This window comes from Micromonospora sp. DT63 (assembly GCF_049841615.1).
Lineage (GTDB): Bacteria > Actinomycetota > Actinomycetes > Mycobacteriales > Micromonosporaceae > Micromonospora.
The window spans coordinates 895,766-913,415 of sequence record NZ_JBNCKQ010000001.1; the positions used below are offsets into that span (position 1 = coordinate 895,766).

At 72.3% G+C, this 17,650-nt stretch carries 20 protein-coding genes; 12 read left to right on the top strand and 8 right to left on the bottom strand.

From position 1 onward, the window contains the following. Nucleotides 1-13: 13 nt before the first annotated feature. From ACLQ27_RS04210 to ACLQ27_RS04225, 4 genes are read right to left on the bottom strand one after another with little or no spacing between them, the layout of a single operon-like run. The gene (locus ACLQ27_RS04210; protein ID WP_425865651.1) at nucleotides 14-820 is read right to left on the bottom strand and encodes an urease accessory protein UreF; all 807 of its coding nucleotides are present in this window, start codon (nucleotides 818-820) and stop codon (nucleotides 14-16) included. Beyond that, nucleotides 820-2,523, bottom strand: coding sequence for an urease subunit alpha (locus ACLQ27_RS04215; protein WP_234583799.1), 1,704 nt, complete (start codon nucleotides 2,521-2,523; stop codon nucleotides 820-822). The genes ACLQ27_RS04210 and ACLQ27_RS04215 overlap by 1 nt, the downstream gene beginning before the upstream one ends. Continuing rightward, nucleotides 2,520-2,870 carry an urease subunit beta gene (locus tag ACLQ27_RS04220; RefSeq protein ID WP_425865654.1) on the bottom strand — a complete coding sequence of 117 codons (351 nt, stop codon included), beginning with the start codon at nucleotides 2,868-2,870 and terminating at the stop codon, nucleotides 2,520-2,522. The genes ACLQ27_RS04215 and ACLQ27_RS04220 overlap by 4 nt, the downstream gene beginning before the upstream one ends. Then, on the bottom strand, nucleotides 2,867-3,169 hold the full coding sequence (locus tag ACLQ27_RS04225) for an urease subunit gamma (RefSeq protein WP_234583798.1): 303 nt from the start codon (nucleotides 3,167-3,169) through the stop codon (nucleotides 2,867-2,869). Before ACLQ27_RS04225 ends, ACLQ27_RS04220 begins: the two co-directional genes overlap by 4 nt. Nucleotides 3,170-3,566: 397 nt before the next feature. On the opposite strand from ACLQ27_RS04225, the gene ACLQ27_RS04230 reads away from it, so the two are divergent. Further along, nucleotides 3,567-3,971: a hypothetical protein gene (locus ACLQ27_RS04230; RefSeq protein ID WP_425865655.1), complete on the top strand. Its 405-nt coding sequence runs from the start codon at nucleotides 3,567-3,569 to the stop codon at nucleotides 3,969-3,971. A gap of 35 nt (nucleotides 3,972-4,006) precedes the next feature. On the opposite strand, the gene ACLQ27_RS04235 is transcribed toward ACLQ27_RS04230, so the two are convergent. Together ACLQ27_RS04235 and ACLQ27_RS04240 are read right to left on the bottom strand one after the other, a co-directional pair. Beyond that, the gene (locus tag ACLQ27_RS04235) at nucleotides 4,007-5,464 is read right to left on the bottom strand and encodes a hypothetical protein (protein ID WP_357573997.1); all 1,458 of its coding nucleotides are present in this window, start codon (nucleotides 5,462-5,464) and stop codon (nucleotides 4,007-4,009) included. A gap of 77 nt (nucleotides 5,465-5,541) precedes the next feature. Then, nucleotides 5,542-6,729 carry an LLM class flavin-dependent oxidoreductase gene (locus ACLQ27_RS04240; protein WP_357573998.1) on the bottom strand — a complete coding sequence of 396 codons (1,188 nt, stop codon included), beginning with the start codon at nucleotides 6,727-6,729 and terminating at the stop codon, nucleotides 5,542-5,544. A gap of 191 nt (nucleotides 6,730-6,920) precedes the next feature. On the opposite strand from ACLQ27_RS04240, the gene ACLQ27_RS04245 reads away from it, so the two are divergent. Genes ACLQ27_RS04245 through ACLQ27_RS04270 form a run of 6 tightly spaced genes read left to right on the top strand, consistent with a single transcriptional unit; the run spans nucleotide 6,921 to nucleotide 12,539 of the window. Next, a complete protein-coding gene (locus ACLQ27_RS04245; RefSeq protein WP_357492232.1) occupies nucleotides 6,921-7,898 on the top strand; it encodes an aliphatic sulfonate ABC transporter substrate-binding protein in 978 nt (325 codons plus the stop codon). Beyond that, complete coding sequence (locus ACLQ27_RS04250) at nucleotides 7,895-8,728, top strand: ABC transporter permease (protein ID WP_357492234.1); 834 nt, start codon at nucleotides 7,895-7,897, stop codon at nucleotides 8,726-8,728. Before ACLQ27_RS04245 ends, ACLQ27_RS04250 begins: the two co-directional genes overlap by 4 nt. After that, nucleotides 8,701-9,432: an ABC transporter ATP-binding protein gene (locus tag ACLQ27_RS04255; RefSeq protein ID WP_357492236.1), complete on the top strand. Its 732-nt coding sequence runs from the start codon at nucleotides 8,701-8,703 to the stop codon at nucleotides 9,430-9,432. The genes ACLQ27_RS04250 and ACLQ27_RS04255 overlap by 28 nt, the downstream gene beginning before the upstream one ends. Before the next feature lie 15 nt (nucleotides 9,433-9,447). Next, nucleotides 9,448-10,854, top strand: a complete 1,407-nt coding sequence (locus tag ACLQ27_RS04260; RefSeq protein ID WP_425865656.1) for a selenium-binding family protein — start codon at nucleotides 9,448-9,450, stop codon at nucleotides 10,852-10,854. Further along, on the top strand, nucleotides 10,851-11,480 hold the full coding sequence (locus ACLQ27_RS04265; RefSeq protein ID WP_357574001.1) for a hypothetical protein: 630 nt from the start codon (nucleotides 10,851-10,853) through the stop codon (nucleotides 11,478-11,480). Before ACLQ27_RS04260 ends, ACLQ27_RS04265 begins: the two co-directional genes overlap by 4 nt. Before the next feature lie 42 nt (nucleotides 11,481-11,522). Beyond that, a complete protein-coding gene (locus ACLQ27_RS04270; RefSeq protein ID WP_357574002.1) occupies nucleotides 11,523-12,539 on the top strand; it encodes a methyltransferase in 1,017 nt (338 codons plus the stop codon). 82 nt (nucleotides 12,540-12,621) lie between these two features. Here the strand turns inward: ACLQ27_RS04270 and ACLQ27_RS04275 are convergent, their stop codons facing one another. After that, complete coding sequence (locus tag ACLQ27_RS04275) at nucleotides 12,622-13,473, bottom strand: alpha/beta fold hydrolase (protein ID WP_357492244.1); 852 nt, start codon at nucleotides 13,471-13,473, stop codon at nucleotides 12,622-12,624. A gap of 187 nt (nucleotides 13,474-13,660) precedes the next feature. On the opposite strand from ACLQ27_RS04275, the gene ACLQ27_RS04280 reads away from it, so the two are divergent. From ACLQ27_RS04280 to ACLQ27_RS04295, 4 genes are all read left to right on the top strand, one after another. Further along, nucleotides 13,661-13,972 carry a hypothetical protein gene (locus ACLQ27_RS04280; protein ID WP_357574003.1) on the top strand — a complete coding sequence of 104 codons (312 nt, stop codon included), beginning with the start codon at nucleotides 13,661-13,663 and terminating at the stop codon, nucleotides 13,970-13,972. A gap of 8 nt (nucleotides 13,973-13,980) precedes the next feature. Then, complete coding sequence (locus ACLQ27_RS04285; protein ID WP_357492248.1) at nucleotides 13,981-14,250, top strand: hypothetical protein; 270 nt, start codon at nucleotides 13,981-13,983, stop codon at nucleotides 14,248-14,250. Nucleotides 14,251-14,317: 67 nt separating this feature from the next. Next, entirely contained in the window at nucleotides 14,318-15,184 is an 867-nt protein-coding gene (locus ACLQ27_RS04290; protein ID WP_425865657.1) for a metallophosphoesterase family protein, read from the top strand. 146 nt (nucleotides 15,185-15,330) lie between these two features. Beyond that, nucleotides 15,331-16,227 (top strand): alpha/beta hydrolase, encoded by an 897-nt coding sequence (locus ACLQ27_RS04295; protein ID WP_425865658.1) that lies wholly within the window; start codon nucleotides 15,331-15,333, stop codon nucleotides 16,225-16,227. Nucleotides 16,228-16,437: 210 nt separating this feature from the next. Here ACLQ27_RS04295 and ACLQ27_RS04300 read toward each other — a convergent pair whose 3' ends face one another. Further along, nucleotides 16,438-17,136, bottom strand: coding sequence for an HAD family hydrolase (locus tag ACLQ27_RS04300; protein ID WP_425865659.1), 699 nt, complete (start codon nucleotides 17,134-17,136; stop codon nucleotides 16,438-16,440). 112 nt (nucleotides 17,137-17,248) lie between these two features. Here ACLQ27_RS04300 and ACLQ27_RS04305 point away from each other — a divergent pair, with 112 nt between their 5' ends. Beyond that, nucleotides 17,249-17,647 carry a hypothetical protein gene (locus ACLQ27_RS04305; RefSeq protein ID WP_425865661.1) on the top strand — a complete coding sequence of 133 codons (399 nt, stop codon included), beginning with the start codon at nucleotides 17,249-17,251 and terminating at the stop codon, nucleotides 17,645-17,647. Nucleotides 17,648-17,650 lie beyond the last annotated feature (3 nt).

The following is a 17,650-nucleotide window of genomic DNA, read 5'->3' on the forward strand; positions in this document are numbered from 1 at the left end:
CGGCTCAACAGTGTCAGGACGCAAAGAGACGCACCTCCCAGGTGGCGTGGACTTCGGCGGATATGTCGGCGAGCGGGGCGGCGGCGGCCGGCAGCCGCTCGGGTGGATCGTCGGCGGCCCGGGCCGCGTCGGCGGCGGTGCCGTCGCAGATTTCGGCGAGGCCGACCAGCAGGGCCTGGACGTGGTACGGGTCGAGGCCGAGCAGACGTACGCCGGCACTGGCCGCACCGGTCACCGTCCCGTACGCGGCGACCGTGGCGGTCTCGGTGCGGCTCAGCCCGGCGGCGGCGCAGAGCAGGCCGAGCACCAGCGGCTGGTGCGCTCCTTGAGGTGTGGCGGGCAGGTCACCGAACGGCGCCCGTGGCCAGATGGCCCGTCCGGCGCGCAGCAGCGCCCGCCCCTGGCGGCGGGACACCGCGCGCAGCGCCGGAGCGGCGGTCCGCGCGTCCAGCTCCGCGTCGAGCCGGGCCAGCGCAACCGCCCGTTCCGCGGAATCGGCAGGCGCACCCGACCCCCCGGCGTGATCGGCAGGCGTACCCGCCCGCCCGGCGGGATGGCCGCGGCCGACCGACCGGGCGGTGGCCGGGGCTCGTTCGGCGGCAGTAAGGCCTACCGGCGACGCCACCCGGTGCGCCGCAGCCGCGAACGCCGCGCCGACCAGCCCGGCCGTGGTCAACCGGCCGACCAGGAACGACTCCAACGACGCCAGGTCGTTCACCCGGCCGGCGGCGACGGCCGCCTCCAGGCCGCCGGAGTGCGCGTGCGCGCCGGCCGGGAAGCGCCCGTCGGCCAGCAACAGGAGCAGGCTCGACGTCGCCATCAGAACAGGAAGTACCGCTGTGCCATCGGCAGCTGGGGCACCGGGTCCGGCTCCACCACCTCGCCGTCGATCCGCACCGTGAAGGTGTCCGGGTCCACCTCGATGTGCGGCATCGCGTTGTTCTCCGGCAGGTCGGCCTTGCCCCGGGACCGCACGTCGGCGACCGGCACGACCCGCCGTCGTACGTCCAGGCGCAGTCCGGCGTCCAGGGCGGCCGGCGCGACGAACGTGAGACTGGTGGCCGCCGCAGCGGCCCCGTACGCCCCGAACATCGGGCGCGGCAGCATCGGCTGCGGGGTGGGGATGGAGGCGTTGGCGTCACCCATCTGGGCGTACGCGATCATGCCGCCCTTGAGCACGAGGTGCGGCCGTACGCCGAAGAACGCCGGGTCCCAGAGCACCAGGTCGGCGAGCTTGCCCGGTTCGACCGAGCCGATCTCCCGTTCCAGTCCGTTGGCCATCGCCGCGCAGATCGTGTACTTCGCCACGTACCGGCGGGCGCGGTGGTTGTCGGCCGCGCCGTCGCCCGGCAGCGCGCCCACCCGCTCCTTCATGACGTGGGCGCTCTGCCAGGTCCGCAGGATCACCTCGCCCACCCGGCCCATCGCCTGCGCGTCGGAGCCGATGATGGAGATCGCGCCGAGGTCGTGCAGCAGGTCCTCGGCGGCCATGGTGGACGGTCGGATCCGGCTCTCGGCGAACGCCAGGTCCTCCGGCACGGACGGGTTGAGGTGGTGGCAGACCATCAGCATGTCCAGGTGCTCGGCGAGGGTGTTGCGGGTGTACGGGCGGGTCGGGTTGGTCGACGACGGCAGCACGTTCGGCTCGCTGGCCACCGTGATGATGTCCGGCGCGTGCCCGCCTCCCGCTCCCTCGGTGTGGTACGAGTGGATCGCCCGCCCGCCGATGGCGCGCAGCGTGTCGGCCACGAATCCGGCCTCGTTGAGGGTGTCGGTGTGGATCGACACCTGGACCCCGGAGGCGTCCGCCACCCGCAGGCAGGCGTCGATCGCCGCCGGGGTGGTGCCCCAGTCCTCGTGCAGTTTGAAACCGCCCGCGCCGGCGCGCAGTTGCTCCCACAGCGCCTCCGGCGAGACGGTGTTGCCCTTGCCGAGCAGCAGCACGTTGACCGGCAGCGTGTCCAGCGCCTCGTGCATCCGGGCCAGGTGCCAGGCGTTGGGCGTGACAGTGGTGGCCCGGGTGCCCTCGGCGGGGCCCGTACCGCCGCCGACGAGCGTGGTGATGCCGCTGGCCAGCGCCTCGGTGACGATCTGCGGGCAGATGAAGTGCACGTGGGTGTCGACGGCACCGGCGGTGAGGATCCGGCCGTTGCCGGCGATCACCTCGGTCGCCGGGCCGATGACCAGGTCGGGGTGGACGCCGGGCATGGTGTCCGGGTTGCCGGCCCGACCGAGGGCGACGATCCGCCCGTCACGCAGCCCCACGTCGGCCTTGACCACACCCCAGTGGTCCAGCACGACGGCGCCGGTGATGACGGTGTCGAGGGCGCCGTCGGCGCGGGTGGCCCGCGACTGCCCCATCGACTCGCGGATCACCTTCCCGCCGCCGAAGACGGCCTCGTCGCCGCCGACGCAGTGGTCGGTCTCCACCTCGATCAGCAGGCTCGTGTCGGCAAGTCGGATGCGGTCGCCGGTGGTGGGCCCGTACAGGTCGATGTAGCGGTCCCGCCGCACGGCGCTCATCGCGCCGGCCCGTCGCTGGTCGGCCCGGTCGGGGACGCCTCGTCCAGCGGCCCGGCGCACTCCCCGCGCAGGCCCGGCACGATGCGCGCGCCGCCGAGCGGGACCAGGCCGACGCTGCGGCTCACGCCCGGCTCGAAACGGACCGAGGTGCCCGCCGGTACGGCCAGGCGCTGCCCCCAGGCCGCGACCCGGTCGAAGGTCAGGGCCGGGTTGGTCTCGGCGAAGTGGTAGTGCGAGCCCACCTGCACCGGCCGGTCGGCGGTGTTGACCACTACCACTGTGGTCACCGGCCGACCCGCGTTGATCTCGACCGGGCCGGCCGCCGGCAGGATCTCCCCCGGGATCACGGGATCGGGTGGTGCACCGTCACGAGCTTGGTGCCGTCCGGGAACGTCGCCTCCACCTGCACCTCCCTCAGCAGCTCGGGGATGCCGTCCTGGACGTCGTCGCGGTCGAGCACGGTCCGGCCGGCCGACATGAGGTCGACCACCGACCGACCGTCGCGGGCGCCTTCGAGCAGGAAGGCGGTGATCATCGCGACGGCTTCGGGATAGTTGAGGCGCAGGCCGCGTTCGCGGCGGCGGCGGGCGACATCGGCCGCGACGTGGACGAGCAGGCGGTCCTGCTCGTGGGGGCTGAGGAACACGGGACTCTCCGGTGGGGATCGGCGTGTCCGGCTCGCCGTCGGCTCCGTACGGAGCCGCGCCGGGCAGCAGCCACCCGGGAACGAGCTGGAGTCACACGACCGCCGGAACCACAGTCGACGGGGTGGCCCGGGACTCCACCATCCCGGCCCGCGCGACGGGCATCCGGCGGTGTCCGGTCGGATGCGGACCGCACCGCCCACCGCTTGAGCAGACCGTAGAGGATCGTCACCGGCCGGGGCAACAGTCCGTTCGGGATCGGCGGCGACGCCCCGGCTCCGGCGGCAACCCCGCCCAGGCGTACGCGGCCTACGTCGCGTCGGCCACCGGGCGCCTGACGCTGTCGACGGGGTACGGGTACTCATTCCCGCGCGGGTCACGGCGGGAGATGATCGCCCGATGACGGCGACGAGGCGTACGCACGCACTGTTCGGTGCGCTGTTCCTGGCGGTGGCCACGGTCGGGGTATGGCTGCTCTGGCTGGGCTGGGACACCGGTTACACGGTCGACGCGCGGACCGGCGCGACAAGCGGCCCGTACGAGCCGTGGCAGGTGATCGGCTGCGTGCTGACGCTCGTGCTGCTGGCCGCCCTGGCCGCGTGGCGACTCAGCCCGTGGCTGGTGGCCTCCGTGATGACTGTGGCCTTCACCGCCGCCTGGTCACGCCAGGCCGCGTCGCGCGACGACAGCGGGCTGTGGGTCGTCGGGGCGGTTCTGGTGCTGGTCGGGATGGCGGTGGGCAGTACGGCGGTGAGCCTCGCCGCACGCCGGATCGCCCGTGCCCGGGTCGGGCGTTCCGGCTAGGACGTGGCCTGTCGGGCACGCACCGGCCGGTCGGTTCAGCGCCGGTGGGTGAACGCGCGACCGGCCACGGCGAACAACGACACGCTGATCGTGGCGACGAACACGCGCATCGTCGGGTCGAAGTTCAGCGCCGAGCCGAGGTCGCGGGAGATGTGCACGCCGACGAAGGTCGGCACGGCGCTCCACACCGTGACCGCGAGCAGCAGCAGGGCGACGCTGGCGAGAACGGCGGCCAGCAGGCATTGGCGCACGTACCGACCGGACCGCTTGCCGCGTACCCACAGCCGGGCGATCGCCGATGTCGGTGGCCGGCGCCAGCTGCCGTGCCGTACCCAGCCCTCCTCGTGGTCGTCGAGGGAGTAGCGGTTGACGATCGCCTGGATGAGCAGGTAGGTACGCAGGAGCAGGTAGACCTTCGACGGGGCGTCGAACGCGTACCACCGTTGCAGCTCCCGTGTCTCGGCGCGGATCCGGCCGGCCCAGGCCCGCAGCTGCCGGTCGGTGGCGTCGACACCCGTCCGGTTGACGCGATGCCACGCGAACTCGAACGTGGTGGCGGCGCGGTCCAGTGCCTCCACGACACGACGCCGCTCCGGTGGTGCCGGATCCGACTCGACGTGGTCGGCGAACTCCAGGAGGGCGGCGATCAGGGCCACGTCGGGGCGGGTCCAGTGCTCCCGCTCGACGCGCCACGCCCGCACGACCGGCCACAGCGCGACGAAGAGCAGGCCAGCGCCCGCGAAGGCGAGCCCCACCAGGACGTCGTACCAGCGGGTCGCCTGGATCGTGGGGACGGCCGACGCCGCGACGCACGCCGCGACCGCGGCACCGCCGCCGACGGCCGCCCCGCGATACGGGACGGCGAGGCGCGAGACGGCCAGGGCGAGGACGACCCCGACGGACAGGCTCGTGGCGGCGGCCACCAGCCGGTGAGCCAGCGGCCCGCCGACCATGGCGAACGCCGCGACGGCGGCCACCACCGCGCCGAACAGGAGCGGTAGCGGTCCCGGCGTCCGCAGGAACTGCAGCGAGACGTCCCGCCAGGCCAGCGCGATCTTCGCGTCCCGTACGGTGGGGACCACCGACTGCGGATCAACGTCGACGTGGTCCCAGAACGTGTCGTAGCCCGCGACGATGCCGTGCAGCCGGTTCCCATGCTCCCTGCGGTTGGACCGCGTCGTCGCGTCGATGTGCTCCCCATGGGTGACCCACCACGGGACGGCGTACGGTCCGTCGGCGGCCTCGGCCGCGTCGACCGGGTCGCCCTCGTCCGACCAGTCGACGACGTCGGCCCTCGTGCTGTCGGGCTCGTCGTCAACGAACAGCAGGTCATCGTCGGCGGACGATGCGGACCACCGTTCCCGGGATACCGGACTGTCGTCCGCGACCTCGATCAGGTCTTCGCGGAACAGGACGACGCGCGGCGGACGAACTGCGCGTCGAGGCAGCTGCCTGTCGTCGGGTGCGGGCGCGTCGGCTGCCCATTCGTCCACGCGATCACCACCAGCTCGCGGATGTGCCTCCGTGATAGCACGGCACGACAAGTCCGACGGTCCCGGCGGTGGGCCGGTCAGCGGGCCGCCACGGGCTCCGGGGCCGGGCGCGGTGTCGACGTCCCGGCGAACGGGATGTCGACGTCGTCCGCCGGCCCCGGCTGGCCGTCGGGGTGCCGCCACAGTCCGCGCTCGCGCAGGATCGGCAGCACGCCCTCGCCGAACCAGTACGCCTCCTCCAGGTGCGGATAGCCGGAGAGGATGAACTCGTCGATGCCGAGCGCGTGGTATTCGGCGATCCGGTCGGCGATCTCGCGGTGGCTGCCGACGAGCGCGGTGCCCGCGCCGCCCCGGACCAGTCCGACGCCGGCCCACAGGTTGGGCGAGACCTCCAGGCTGTCGCGGGAGCCGCCGTGCAGGTCGAGCATCCGGCGCTGCCCCTCGGACTCGCTGCGGCGCAGCCCGTCCTGCACGGCCCGGATGTCGGCCTCGGCGATGCCGTTGAGCAGGCGGCGGGCCTGTGCCCACGCCTCGTCGGCGGTGTCGCGCGCGATGACGTGCAGCCGGATGCCGAAGCGCAGGTCCCGACCGGCGTCGGCGGCCAGCGCCCGCACCCGGTCCAGCTTCTCGGCGACCTGGGCCGGCGGCTCGCCCCAGGTCAGGTAGACGTCGCTGTGCCGGACCGCCACCGGCAGGGCGGCGGCGGACGAGCCGCCGAAGTAGACCGGCGGCACGGGGTCGGGCAGCCGGTGCAGCCGCGCCTGCTCGACCCGCAGGTGCGTGCCGTGGTGGTCGACGGTCTCGCCCCGCCACAGCGCGCGGATGACGTGCAGGAACTCGTCGGCCCGCGCGTACCTGGCGTCCTTGTCCAGGAAGTCGCCGTACGCCCGCTGCTCCTGCGACTCGCCGCCGGTGACCACATTGAGCAGCAGGCGGCCCCGGGACAGCCGCTGGAACGTCGAGGCCATCTGGGCGGCGAGGGTGGGTGAGGTCAGGCCGGGCCGGAAGGCCACCAGGAACTTCAGGCGTTCGGTGACCTCGGTGAGCATCGCCGTGGACAGCCAGGCGTCCTCGCACCACGCACCGGTCGGGGTGAGCGCCCCGACGAACCCGAGCTGCTCGGCGGTGCGGGCGATCTGCCCGAGGTACGCCACGCTGGCCGGGCGGGCGCCTCCGGCGGCTCCGGTCGGCACGCCGTGGCCGCCGCCGACGATGTCGCGGCTGTCGCCGTTGGTGGGCAGGAACCAGTGGAAGGTGAGGGTCATCGGGGCTCTTTCCTCCAGTGCGCGGCGGAGCGGGTGCGGGCGGCGCGCGCGGTGAGGCGGCACCTCCTGAGGGGTGGGACGATCCCGCCGACAGCCTACCCATAAAACCTATCGGGTTAGTAGGCTACCGCCCACGCCACCCCACGCCGGTCGATGCGGCCCGGCACACCTGCCCGACCCAAGGAGCCGCCATGCGCACCCCCTCGCCGAGTCATCCCCCGCGTCGCCGCCTGCTGACAGCCGCGTTCACCGCAGTGGTCCTGCTTGCCGCAGTCGCCCTGAGCGCCTGCGGCGGGTCCGCCGACGCCGGAGGCAGCGCGGGCAAGCTGCGGATCGGCTATCAGCGCTTCGGAGGGCTGAGTCTGGTCAAGGCGCGCGGCGAGACACCGGGCGTCGAGTGGTCGCTGTTCGAGAGCGGGCCGGCGCTCACCGAAGCGCTCAAGGCCGGGTCGATCGACATCGGACAGGTCGGCGAGGCGCCACCCGTCTTCGCCGCTGCCGGGAAGATCCCGTTCTCCATCATCGGCACCTCGGCGCCGATCCCGCAGGGTGAGGCGGTGCTGGTCAAGGCCGACAGCGGCTACCGCAGCTTCGCCGACCTCAAGGGGAAGACGGTCGCCCTCAACAAGGGCTCCAACGTGCACTGGCTGCTGGTCCGGCTGCTGGAGGCCAACAAGATGACATTGCAGGACATCAAGGTCAAGTACCTCAAGCCGGCCGAGGGGCGACCCGCGTTCGACAGCGGGCAGGTCGACGCCTGGGTGATCTGGGACCCGTACTTCGCGCTTGCCGAGCAGCCGGGCGTGCGGGTGCTCGCGGACGCGACAGGCCTGGCCAGCAACCGCGAGTACGTGCTGGCCGCCCCCGACGCGGTCGCCAAGCGCTCGGACGACATCCGGGCCTTCCTGCAGCGCTACCGCGAGGTGACCGACTGGGGCATCGCCAACCCGCAGGAGCGGGCCCGCACGCTCGCGCCGGAGCTGAAGATTCCGGAGGACGTCACGAGTCGCGCCCTGGACCGCAGTGCCAAGCCGCTCGCCCCGGTCACCCCGGCCATCGGCGACGAGCTCCAGGCGATCACCGACAGCTTCATCGCACTGGACCTCATACCGGGACCGGTCGACATCAGGAGCCGGGTGGACGACCGCTTCAGCGCGGTGTTCCAGTGAGCCGTACACAGCTGTTGGAAACGCCGCCGGAGGCCGCTGCCGCCGCTCCGCCCGACCCCCGGCGGCCCCGGCCGGCGCGGCGGTGGCGGCGGTTGGTCAGCCCGGTCGTGCTGGTGCTGGGCTGGGAGCTGGCCGCCCGGACCGGCGTGCTGGCGCCGGAGAAGCTGCCCGCGCCGAGCGACGTGCTCGCCACCGGCTGGCGGCTGTCCCGCGACGGCACGCTCGCCGTCCACCTCGTGGACTCCCTCACCCGGGCCGGGGCGGGGCTGCTCATCGGCGGCGTCCTGGCGCTGGTCCTGGGCACGGTGGCCGGGCTGTTGCGGCTCGGCGACGACCTGGTCGACCCGCCGGTGCAGATGGCCCGGATGCTGCCGCACCTGGGCCTCGTTCCCCTGCTGATCATCTGGGTCGGCATCGGCGAGTCGCTGAAGATCAGCCTGGTGGCCCTGGGCGCGTTCTTCCCCATCTACTTCAACACCTACGCCGGCATCCGGGACATCGACGAACGGTTGGTGGAGGCGGCCCGCGCCTGCGGGCTCGGGCCGGCCGCCCGGCTGCGGCACGTGGTGCTGCCCGGCGCGCTGCCGTCGCTCTTTCTCGGCCTGCGCCTCGCGATCGGGGCCGCCTGGCTCAGCCTCGTCGTCGGCGAGCAGGTCAACGCCCAGACCGGCATCGGCTTTCTGATGATGGAGGCGCGGGAGTTCAGCCAGACCGACGTCGTGGTCCTCGGCCTGCTCGTCTACGCGCTGCTCGGGCTGATATCCGACCTTGCCCTGCGCGTTGCGGAGAGGAGGATGTTGACATGGCGACGCGGACTGCGGGCCACCTGATCGGCACGACGCCGGTGCTGACCGCCCACGCGATCCACCGGGCGTTCGGGCCGACGGTCGTGCTGGCCGGGGTCGACCTCACCATCGCGCGGGGCGAGGTGGTGGCCCTGCTGGGCTCCAGCGGTTCCGGCAAGAGCACCCTCCTGCGGGTTCTCGCCGGCCTGGACGGTGACGCCAGCGGCGAGACAGTCGTGCACGGCACCGCCGCAGTGGTCTTCCAGGAACACCGGCTCCTGCCCTGGAAGCGGGTGGCGGCCAACGTCGGGCTCGGCCTGTCCGGCCCGGACACCGCCGGGCGCATCGACCGGGCGTTGCGCGAGGTCGGCCTGGCCGAGCGGCACCGGGCCTGGCCGGCCGAGCTGTCCGGCGGGCAGGCGCAGCGGGTGGCCGTCGCGCGCGCCCTGGTCCGCGAACCGGACCTGCTGCTGCTCGACGAGCCGTTCGGCGCCCTGGACGCGCTCACCCGGCTCAGGATGCAGGTGCTGCTGCGCCGGCTGCGCGCCGAGCACGGCTTCGCGGCCCTGCTGGTCACCCACGACGTGGACGAGGCACTGCTGCTCGCCGACCGGATTCTGCTCCTCGACGACTGCCGCATCGCCGCGGAGTTGCCCGTCGACCTCGCACCCACCCGTACGCCGGACGACCCGGGTTTCGGCGCACTGCGGCGCCACCTGCTCGACCGACTCGGCGTTCCCACCACCTGAGGAAGCGGAGACACGATGACCCGCTGGACGCCCGACCCCACCTTCTACCCGTCACCGTCGCAGGCCGCGACCGCCCCGGCGGAGAAGCTCGCCTACGTGGCGGCCTTCGACCGTACGGCCAGCCGCCCGGACGCCATCGCGGTGCTGGACACCGACCCCGACTCCCCCGACTACGGCCGGGTCGTCGGCTGGACCGACCTGCCACACCTCGGCGACGAGGTGCACCACTTCGGGTGGAACGCGTGCAGCAGCGCACTCTGCCCGACCGCACCGCACCCGCACGTCGAGCGGCGCTACCTGATCGTGCCCGGCCTGCGCTCGTCGCGGATCCACGTCATCGACACGCAGCCCGACCCGCGCCAGCCGCAGGTCGTCAAGGTGATCGGGCCGGAGGAGCTGGCGAAGCGGGCCGGCTACTCCCGGCCGCACACCGTGCACTGCGGCCCGGACGGCATCTACCTCTCCGCCCTCGGTGGCGCGGACGGCGCCGAGGGCCCGGGCGGCATCGCGATCCTGGACCACACCACGTTCGACGTGCGCGGGGCGTGGGAGGCCGACCGGGGCCCGCAGTTCCTGGCGTACGACGTGTGGTGGCACCTCACCCAGGACGTGCTGGTCACCAGCGAGTGGGGCACGCCGTCGATGGTCGAGGACGGGATCATCGGCGAGCTGTTGCTGGGCCGGCGCTACGGTCACGCCATCCACTTCTGGGACCTCGCGAAACGCCGGCACGTGCAGCGGGTCGACCTGGGTGATCAGTACCAGATGCCGCTGGAGCTGCGCCCGGCGCACGATCCGACGAAGTCGTACGGGTTCGTCGGGGTGGTGATCAGCGTCGAGGACCTGTCCGCCTCGGTCTGGCTGTGGCACCGCGACGGGGACGCCTGGGCGGTCACCAAGGTGATCGACATCCCGGCCGAGCCGGCCGACCCGGCAGAGCTGCCCGACCTGCTCAAGCCGTTCGGCGCGGTGCCGCCGCTGGTGACCGACATCGACCTGTCGGTGGACGACAAATTCCTCTACGTCTCCTGCTGGGGCACGGGTGAGCTGCGTCAGTACGACGTCAGCGACCCGCTGCACCCGGTGCAGACCGGCTCGGTGCACCTCGGCGGGATCGTCCGGCGCGCGGCGCACCCGTCCGCGCCCGACGAGGCCCTCGCCGGTGGGCCGCAGATGGTGGAGGTGAGCCGGGACGGGCGGCGGGTCTACGTCAGCAACTCCCTCTACGGCTCGTGGGACGACCAGTTCTATCCCGACGGGGTGGGCGCCTGGCTGGCCAAGCTCGACGTGGATGTCGACGCCGGTGGCCTCACCCCCGACGTGCGGTTCTTCCCGCACGGCGACGAGTTCCGGGGGCTGCGCGTGCACCAGACGCGATTGCAGGGTGGGGACGCGTCCTCCGACTCGTACTGCTTCCCGTGACCCTCGGGACGCTCGCGACGCTGGCGGCGCTCGGCGCGTTCCACGGTCTGAACCCGGCGATGGGGTGGTTGTTCGCGGTGGCCCGGGGCCTGCAGGAGCGCAGCCGGATGGCGCTGCTGCGCGCCCTGCCGCCGATCGCGGCGGGGCATCTCGCCTCGGTGGCGATCGTCGCGGCCCTGGTCACCGCTACCAGGTCGGTGACGGCGAGCACCGCCCTGGCAGTGGTCGGCGGCCTGCTGCTGGTCGGCTTCGGGTTGTGGCGGCTGCTCTCCGAGCGGCACTTCCGCTGGGCGGGGATGCGGCTGTCGGCGGCGCAGCTCACCGGATGGTCGTTCCTCATGTCGTCCGCGCACGGCGCCGGGCTGATGCTGCTGCCGGTGCTGGTCGCCGAGCCGGTGCCCGGAGGTCACTCCGGGCACCTGGCCGCCGCGCCGCTCGGTGCGCTGCCCGGGCTGGCCGCGGCGGGCGTGCACACAGTGGCGATGCTGGGCACCGCTCTGGTCGTGGCGGTGCTGGTCTACCAGGTGCTCGGGGTCGGGGTGCTGCGTCGGGCGTGGTTCAACGTCGACCGGCTCTGGGCGGGCGTGCTGGTGGCCGCGGGGTTGGTGACGCTGATCCGGGCGTGACCGTCCATCGTGGAAACGTGTGATGTGTGATCTCATGTCGCCATGGTCACCCCGACTCCCCTCATGCAGCTGGTGGCCGGCGTGTGGGGGTTCAAGACCCTCGCGGCCGGCGTCGACCTCGGTCTGTTCACCCGGCTCGCCGGTGGACGGACGATGACAGTCGAGCAGGCTTCGGCCGAGTTCGGGCTGCCGGACCGGCCGGCGGACCTGCTGCTCGCCGCGTGCGCCTCGCTCGGCCTGTTGGAGAAGGCCGGCGACGGCTACCGCAACTCCGAGTTGGCCGAGCAGTTCCTGGTCGAGGGTCGGCCCTACTACTTCGGCGCCCAGATCCGCTACTCCGACCTGCGCACCTACCTGCCGTGGCACCGCATCGGCGAGGCGCTGCGCACCGATCGGCCGTTGACCTGGGACCCGGAGTCCCAGCAGTCCATGTTCGACACCGAGGATCCGTTGATGCTGGCGCAGTTCTGGGATGCCATGTATTCGACGTCGAGTTTCACGGCGAGCGCGCTGGCCGAGGCGTACGACTTCTCCGGGCACCGCCGGCTGCTCGACGTGGGCGGCGGGGCCGGCGCGTTCCCGATCGAGTTCTGCCGCCGGCTGCCCGAGCTGCGGGCGACAGTCCTGGACCTGCCGCACGTCTGCGTACGGGCGCGGGAGCGGATCGCGGAGGCCGGTCTGACCGATCGCATCGACGCGGTGCCCGGCGACTTCCTCGCCGATCCGGCGTTGCCGGACGGGCACGACGTCATCCTGCTCAGCATGATCCTGCACGACTGGGACGAGCCGACTAACCGCGCGCTGCTGGCCCGCTGTCACGCGGCGCTGCCGCCCGGTGGTGCCATCGTCGTCTGCGAGCTGCTGCTCAACGATGAGCGCACCGGGCCACCGGAGGCCGCTCTGATGGGCATGAACATGCTTGTCGAGACCGAGGGCGGCCGGAACTACTCGGCGGCCGAGTACGGCGCGTGGCTCACCGACGCCGGGTTCGTCGACGTCCGTACCGTGCCGTTCGACGCCCCCGGCGCCAACGGCGCTGTCGTGGCCCGCCGGCCCTGAACGCCGACGGCACCCGACCCGGAGAGGGTCGGGTGCCGCAGCGTCATCGTGACGCTGGCGTCCGATCGGCTACCGGTACCCCTCAGGCGCGAGCCTTGGCCGGCTGCTTCATGAAGTCCATGATCGCCTTGTTGACCTCGTCGGCGTGCGTCCACGGGATGCCGTGCGGCGCCCCCTTGAGCGTGATGAGCGTGCCGGTCGGCATCATCGGGCCGAGCCGCTGGCCGGTCACCGGGTAGGGCAGCACCCGGTCCTGGTCACCCTGCACGATCAACACCGGAATATTGATCTTCGGCAGGTCCTGCCGGAAGTCCTCCTGCCAGGCGTCCACACTGTCGTGGGTGGCCTTGCCGGAGGCCATGGCGCCGATCTGCCAGTGCGCCCGGTACGCCTCTTCGCTGACCCGCTTGCCCATGTTCTGGTCCGGGTTGAAGAACGCGTCGCAGAACGACGTCAGATAGGCGAAGCGGTCCTTGATGATGGCGTCCTGGAAGCCCTTGAAGAGCTTGCGGTCGACGCCCTCGGGGTTGTCGTCGGCCTTGGCCAACATCGGTTGCAGCGGGCTGAGCAGCACGGCTCGGCTGACCCGCTGGGAGCCGTAGTTGGCCAGGTAGCGGACGACTTCGCCGGTGCCCATCGAGTGACCGATCAGGGTGGCGTCGTTGAGGTCCAGCTCGGTCATCAGCACGTCGAGGTCCGCGGCGAACGTGTTGTAGTCGTACCCGAAGGCCGGCTGCGCCGAGTTGCCGTTACCGCGTCGATCGTAGGTGATCGTCCGGTATCCGGCGTTCTGCAGCACGCTGGTTTCCTTCTCCCACGTTGCCCCGTTGAACGGGAAGCCGTGGATGAGCACCACGGGCTTACCGGATCCGTGGTCCTCGTAGTACAGGTCGATGGGTGCGGAGTTTTCCGTCCCCACGGTAATGAAAGGCATGTTTTTCTCCTGCTCCGGTATGGGCTGTCGGACGCCCCGCGCTTTCCCGTCGGGTCGCCGGATATGCGGCCGAGCGCCGTCGCCCAGGCCCGCCGGCCCGCTCCGGACGACCGGTCCCGGCATCGACATTTATCAACCTCGTCGGTAGGGTCGCCGGTAGGAAAGTTTCGGCGTACGGGAGGTGGGCATGCTTCGAAAAGTCCCCGCGGCGCTGGCCGTCGGAGCGGCCGTGGCCGCCCTGGGCGGCACGCCGGCGCAGGCCGACCCGGTGGTGCCACGGCACGCCATAGTCATCTGCCAGAGCGCCAGCTTCTACGCCAACTACGACTCCGCCGGCGGCCCCACCGGCCTGAAGCGCACGCTCGTCTACGGCAACAAGATCGGCCACACCCCGGGCGCGCACCCGGTCTACAACGGGTGGGCGGCCACCTTCGACTTCAGCCCGAACGACTGGGGTTACCTGCGCTCCGAGTGCATCGGCGGGTACGACTCATGGTGAGGGCCCGGGTGACGGCCGGCGTGCTGGCCGGGATCGTCGCCGCGACCCTCGCCGCGCCGGCGCCGGCGCAGGCCGCCAACGGCACCATCGGTCAGCGGGAGACGGTGTGCGCGAGTGACCTGTTCGTCCGCACGCAGCCCAACGGCGCATGGATGGGCACCCTCTACGCGGGTCAGACGTTCCTGGTCGAAGGTCCCCGCAGCGGCGGCTACGTCTACGGCTTCGCCTACGGGTACATCAACCGACGCGGCTGGGTGCAGGACGGCTGGTTCTGCTGAGCGGTCGGCCGGCGACGCGACCCGATCGGAGTGCCCCGATCCGGCCGCGGCGGCCTAGCCTCGAACGGTGAGCCCTTCGCCCCGGCTGCGAGCCGTCAGCGACCTGCACATCAGCTACGCGGAGAACCGCGCGTTCGTCCAGGAGCTCCGGCCGGACCACCCCGGCGACTGGCTGCTCGTCGCCGGTGACGTGGCCGAGCGGTTCGCCGACATCGAGTGGGCTCTCGGCCTGCTGAGCAGCCGCTTCGCCCGGGTGGTCTGGGCGCCGGGCAACCATGAGCTGTGGACGCCGCCCGGCGACCCGGAGCACCTGCGCGGCGAGACCCGCTACCACGAGCTGGTCGAGCTGTGCCGGCGCCTGGGAGTCGTCACCCCGCAGGACCCGTACCCCGTCTGGGACGGCGAGGGCGGCCCGGCCACGATCGCCCCGCTCTTCGTGCTCTACGACTACACGTTCCGGGTGCCCCAGGCCAGCACGAAACAGGAGTCGCTGGACCTGGCGTACGCGGCCGGGGTGGTCTGCACGGACGAGGCGCTGCTGCACCCCGACCCGTACCCGAGCCGGGAGGCGTGGTGCGACGCCCGCATCACCGAGACCGAACGCCGGCTGGCCGAGCGCGACCCGGCGCTGCCGACCGTGCTGGTCAACCACTACCCGCTGGTGCGCGAACCCACCGACGTCCTGTGGTTCCCCGAGTTCGCCCAGTGGTGCGGCACCGTCCGCACCCGCGACTGGCACCTACGCTTCGGCGCGTCCACGATGGTCTACGGGCACCTGCACATCCCCCGCACCACGTTCTACGACGGCGTCCGGTTCGAGGAGGTCTCGCTGGGTTACCCGCGTGAGTGGCGGCGACGCGGCCCGGTCCCAGACCCCGTCCGCACCATCAACCCCGCCGAGGACCTGCGCCGACGCGAGTCCGTCAGCGGGTGAGGCCGACCACCGACGCCAGCCGCGCCACGCCGGCCGGCGCCGGCTGCGCGCGGGCGACATCGGCGATGAGGGTACGCGCCAACAGCCGCCACCGAACCTCAAGTTCAACACCCCTCTGAGCTGAGCGCAGCGACTACGGTGACCGGATGCCGATCAGTCGACGCCGAATCCTCCAGTTGGTGGCCGCCGGCGGCGGCGTCACCGCGCTCGGCGCGGCCGGCATCGCCCTGGTCGACGCCGAGGTGCTGCCCGGCCGGTCGGTGCTCGACCACGCGCTGGGTCGCTGCGACGCCGCACCGCCGACCGCGCCGCAGGGCACACCCCAACCGCCGGTCACCGGCAGCTTCCGCTCGGCGGCACGCCGCCGGGAGGTGGCCTTCGCCATCTCCTACCCACCCGGGTACGCCCCGGGCGCCCGGCTACCCGTCTGCCTGGCCCTGCACGGGTACGCGGCCGACGCCCGCTCCGCCGTCACCGCCGCCCGGTATCCCGAGTTCCTGGCCGGCGCGCTCGCGGCAGGGGTGCCCCCGTTCGCGCTGGCCGCACCGGACGGCGGGGACGGCTACTGGCATCCGCACGCCACCGACGACCCGCTCGGCATGCTCGTCGACGAGTTCCTGCCGCTGCTGGCCGGGCGCGGCCTGCGTACCGACCGGGTCGCGGTGGCCGGCTGGTCGATGGGCGGATACGGCGCGTTGCTCGCCGCGCTGACCCATCCGGACCGGTTCCGGGCGGTGGTGGCCACCTCACCGGCGATCTTTCGCTCGTACGCCGACGCGGAGCGGGTCAACGCCGGCGCGTTCGACGGTCCCGACGAGTGGGCCCGGTACGACGTGACGGCCCGCGCCGCGCAGTTCGCCGGCCTGCCGGTGCGGATCGCGATCGGCGCGGCCGACCCGTTCGCGGGCGCGGTCGAGACACTGCGGGACCGGCTGCCCGACCCGGAGGTGGTGACCATCGGGGTGGGCTGCCACGACGGCGACTACTGGGCGTCCGTCGCCCCGGCGCAGGTGCGGGCGATCGGCGCCGCGCTAGCCGGCTGACCCGTAGCACCATCCGCCAGCCCTCGGGCGATGTGCTGATGCCCCTGCGAGACGGAGACTGACCGCTAGAGCAGGCCCTCTCTGTGTGCCGGAGTCCCCGTTCCCTGGACCGGGCCTGGTGGTGGAGCCTGCTGTGGAAAGCCTGCCCTCGGAGGATTTCGAGCGTCTGTGGCGGGAGGCTCGTCGGCAACTGGAACAGCAGACCGACCGTCAGACGTCGAAGCGCAACCCGGGGCCGGTCGACTCGCTCAGCATGGCAGGCAGGTCGCCGAGGGTGGCGAACGCACGTCCGCTCCAGCTCGGGTCGGTGTCGTTGTGCTCGGTGGTACGAAGCACGGTCATACCGACCGCTGCCGCGCCGGCCAGCTCGCCGTCTGCGCCGTCACCGACGAAGACGCAGTCTGCCGGAGCGACGCCCAACCGCTCGGCGGCAATGCGGTAGATCGCCGGATTGGGCTTGGCGAGCCCGACTTCACAGGAGAAGACCGCGACGTCGAAGCAACGGGCTAGCGGGCTCAGCGGCCATGCCTCGGCGGTCTCCGAGGTGGCGTTGCTGATGAGGGCGAGCGGGTGCCCGTCCTCGCGCAGCGCGGCAAGCACGTCCAGGGTGGCGGTCGAGACAGTCCCCAGCACCCGTCGCGCGAGAGCTCGCCGACGGTCACCGGCCCGTGTCACCTGTTCGTCGGTTGGCGTGCCGCCAAGGCGTCCGGCGAGAATGCGGACGGTCTCCTCGACGTCCCACCGGACCAGCCGGTCACGCCAGCTGGCGTGGTACGCGGCAACCAGCGCGGCCGGAGCCACCCCGACCACGAGCGCCATCTCGCCGACCACCCGGTCACGCTCGTCATCGGCACCATGAACCAGGGTATGGAAGAGGTCGAAGATCACCGGCCGAGGCATCTTGCGCATCCTACTGAGCGTGGGTCCGCTGGCGTCAAAGCGAAGCTGCTGGTGGTGCTGATCAGGTGTCTGTTCAGTGGTAGGTCTGGTCGGGCCGTCGCCAGGTGTATACGGTGCATCGGTGCATGAGCCATCCGTGCTGGACGGTCTGACGGAGATGACCGGCGTGCAGATGCTGTGGTTCGCCGACTATTACGACGGACCGTTGGATGGTCTCGCGCTGCTCGACGGCCGGGAGTACTGGTTCATCGCCGTTGCGGACGAGCGCGACTGTCCCGTTGATCAGGAACGGCGCTGCTACGTGCTCCATGCGATCTCCGAGGAGCAGGCACGAGCGGAGTGGGCGGAGCACCGCGATTTTGTGGCAGTGGTGGGTGGGCCTGGGTGCGTACACACGCCCGCTTGTGCCCATGGTCCGGTTGATGCCGACGCGGCTGCTGCCTGGCACCGCGATCATCCTTGGGAGCTGCGGCCGGACCATGCCAGCGCGCCGGCGATCGGGTGGTTCCGCGGGTACTGAGCT

Bases quoted from the DNA above. Each gene is read 5' to 3' on its own strand.
- ACLQ27_RS04210 (WP_425865651.1), bottom strand. From the start codon at position 820: ATGGCGACGTCGAGCCTGCTCCTGTTGCTGGCCGACGGGCGCTTCCCG.
- ACLQ27_RS04215 (WP_234583799.1), bottom strand. From the start codon at position 2,523: ATGAGCGCCGTGCGGCGGGACCGCTACATCGACCTGTACGGGCCCACC.
- ACLQ27_RS04230 (WP_425865655.1), top strand. From the start codon at position 3,567: ATGACGGCGACGAGGCGTACGCACGCACTGTTCGGTGCGCTGTTCCTG.
- ACLQ27_RS04240 (WP_357573998.1), bottom strand. From the start codon at position 6,729: ATGACCCTCACCTTCCACTGGTTCCTGCCCACCAACGGCGACAGCCGC.
- ACLQ27_RS04245 (WP_357492232.1), top strand. From the start codon at position 6,921: ATGCGCACCCCCTCGCCGAGTCATCCCCCGCGTCGCCGCCTGCTGACA.
- ACLQ27_RS04255 (WP_357492236.1), top strand. From the start codon at position 8,701: ATGGCGACGCGGACTGCGGGCCACCTGATCGGCACGACGCCGGTGCTG.
- ACLQ27_RS04260 (WP_425865656.1), top strand. From the start codon at position 9,448: ATGACCCGCTGGACGCCCGACCCCACCTTCTACCCGTCACCGTCGCAG.
- ACLQ27_RS04270 (WP_357574002.1), top strand. From the start codon at position 11,523: ATGGTCACCCCGACTCCCCTCATGCAGCTGGTGGCCGGCGTGTGGGGG.
- ACLQ27_RS04275 (WP_357492244.1), bottom strand. From the start codon at position 13,473: ATGCCTTTCATTACCGTGGGGACGGAAAACTCCGCACCCATCGACCTG.
- ACLQ27_RS04280 (WP_357574003.1), top strand. From the start codon at position 13,661: ATGCTTCGAAAAGTCCCCGCGGCGCTGGCCGTCGGAGCGGCCGTGGCC.
- ACLQ27_RS04295 (WP_425865658.1), top strand. From the start codon at position 15,331: ATGCCGATCAGTCGACGCCGAATCCTCCAGTTGGTGGCCGCCGGCGGC.
- ACLQ27_RS04300 (WP_425865659.1), bottom strand. From the start codon at position 17,136: ATGCGCAAGATGCCTCGGCCGGTGATCTTCGACCTCTTCCATACCCTG.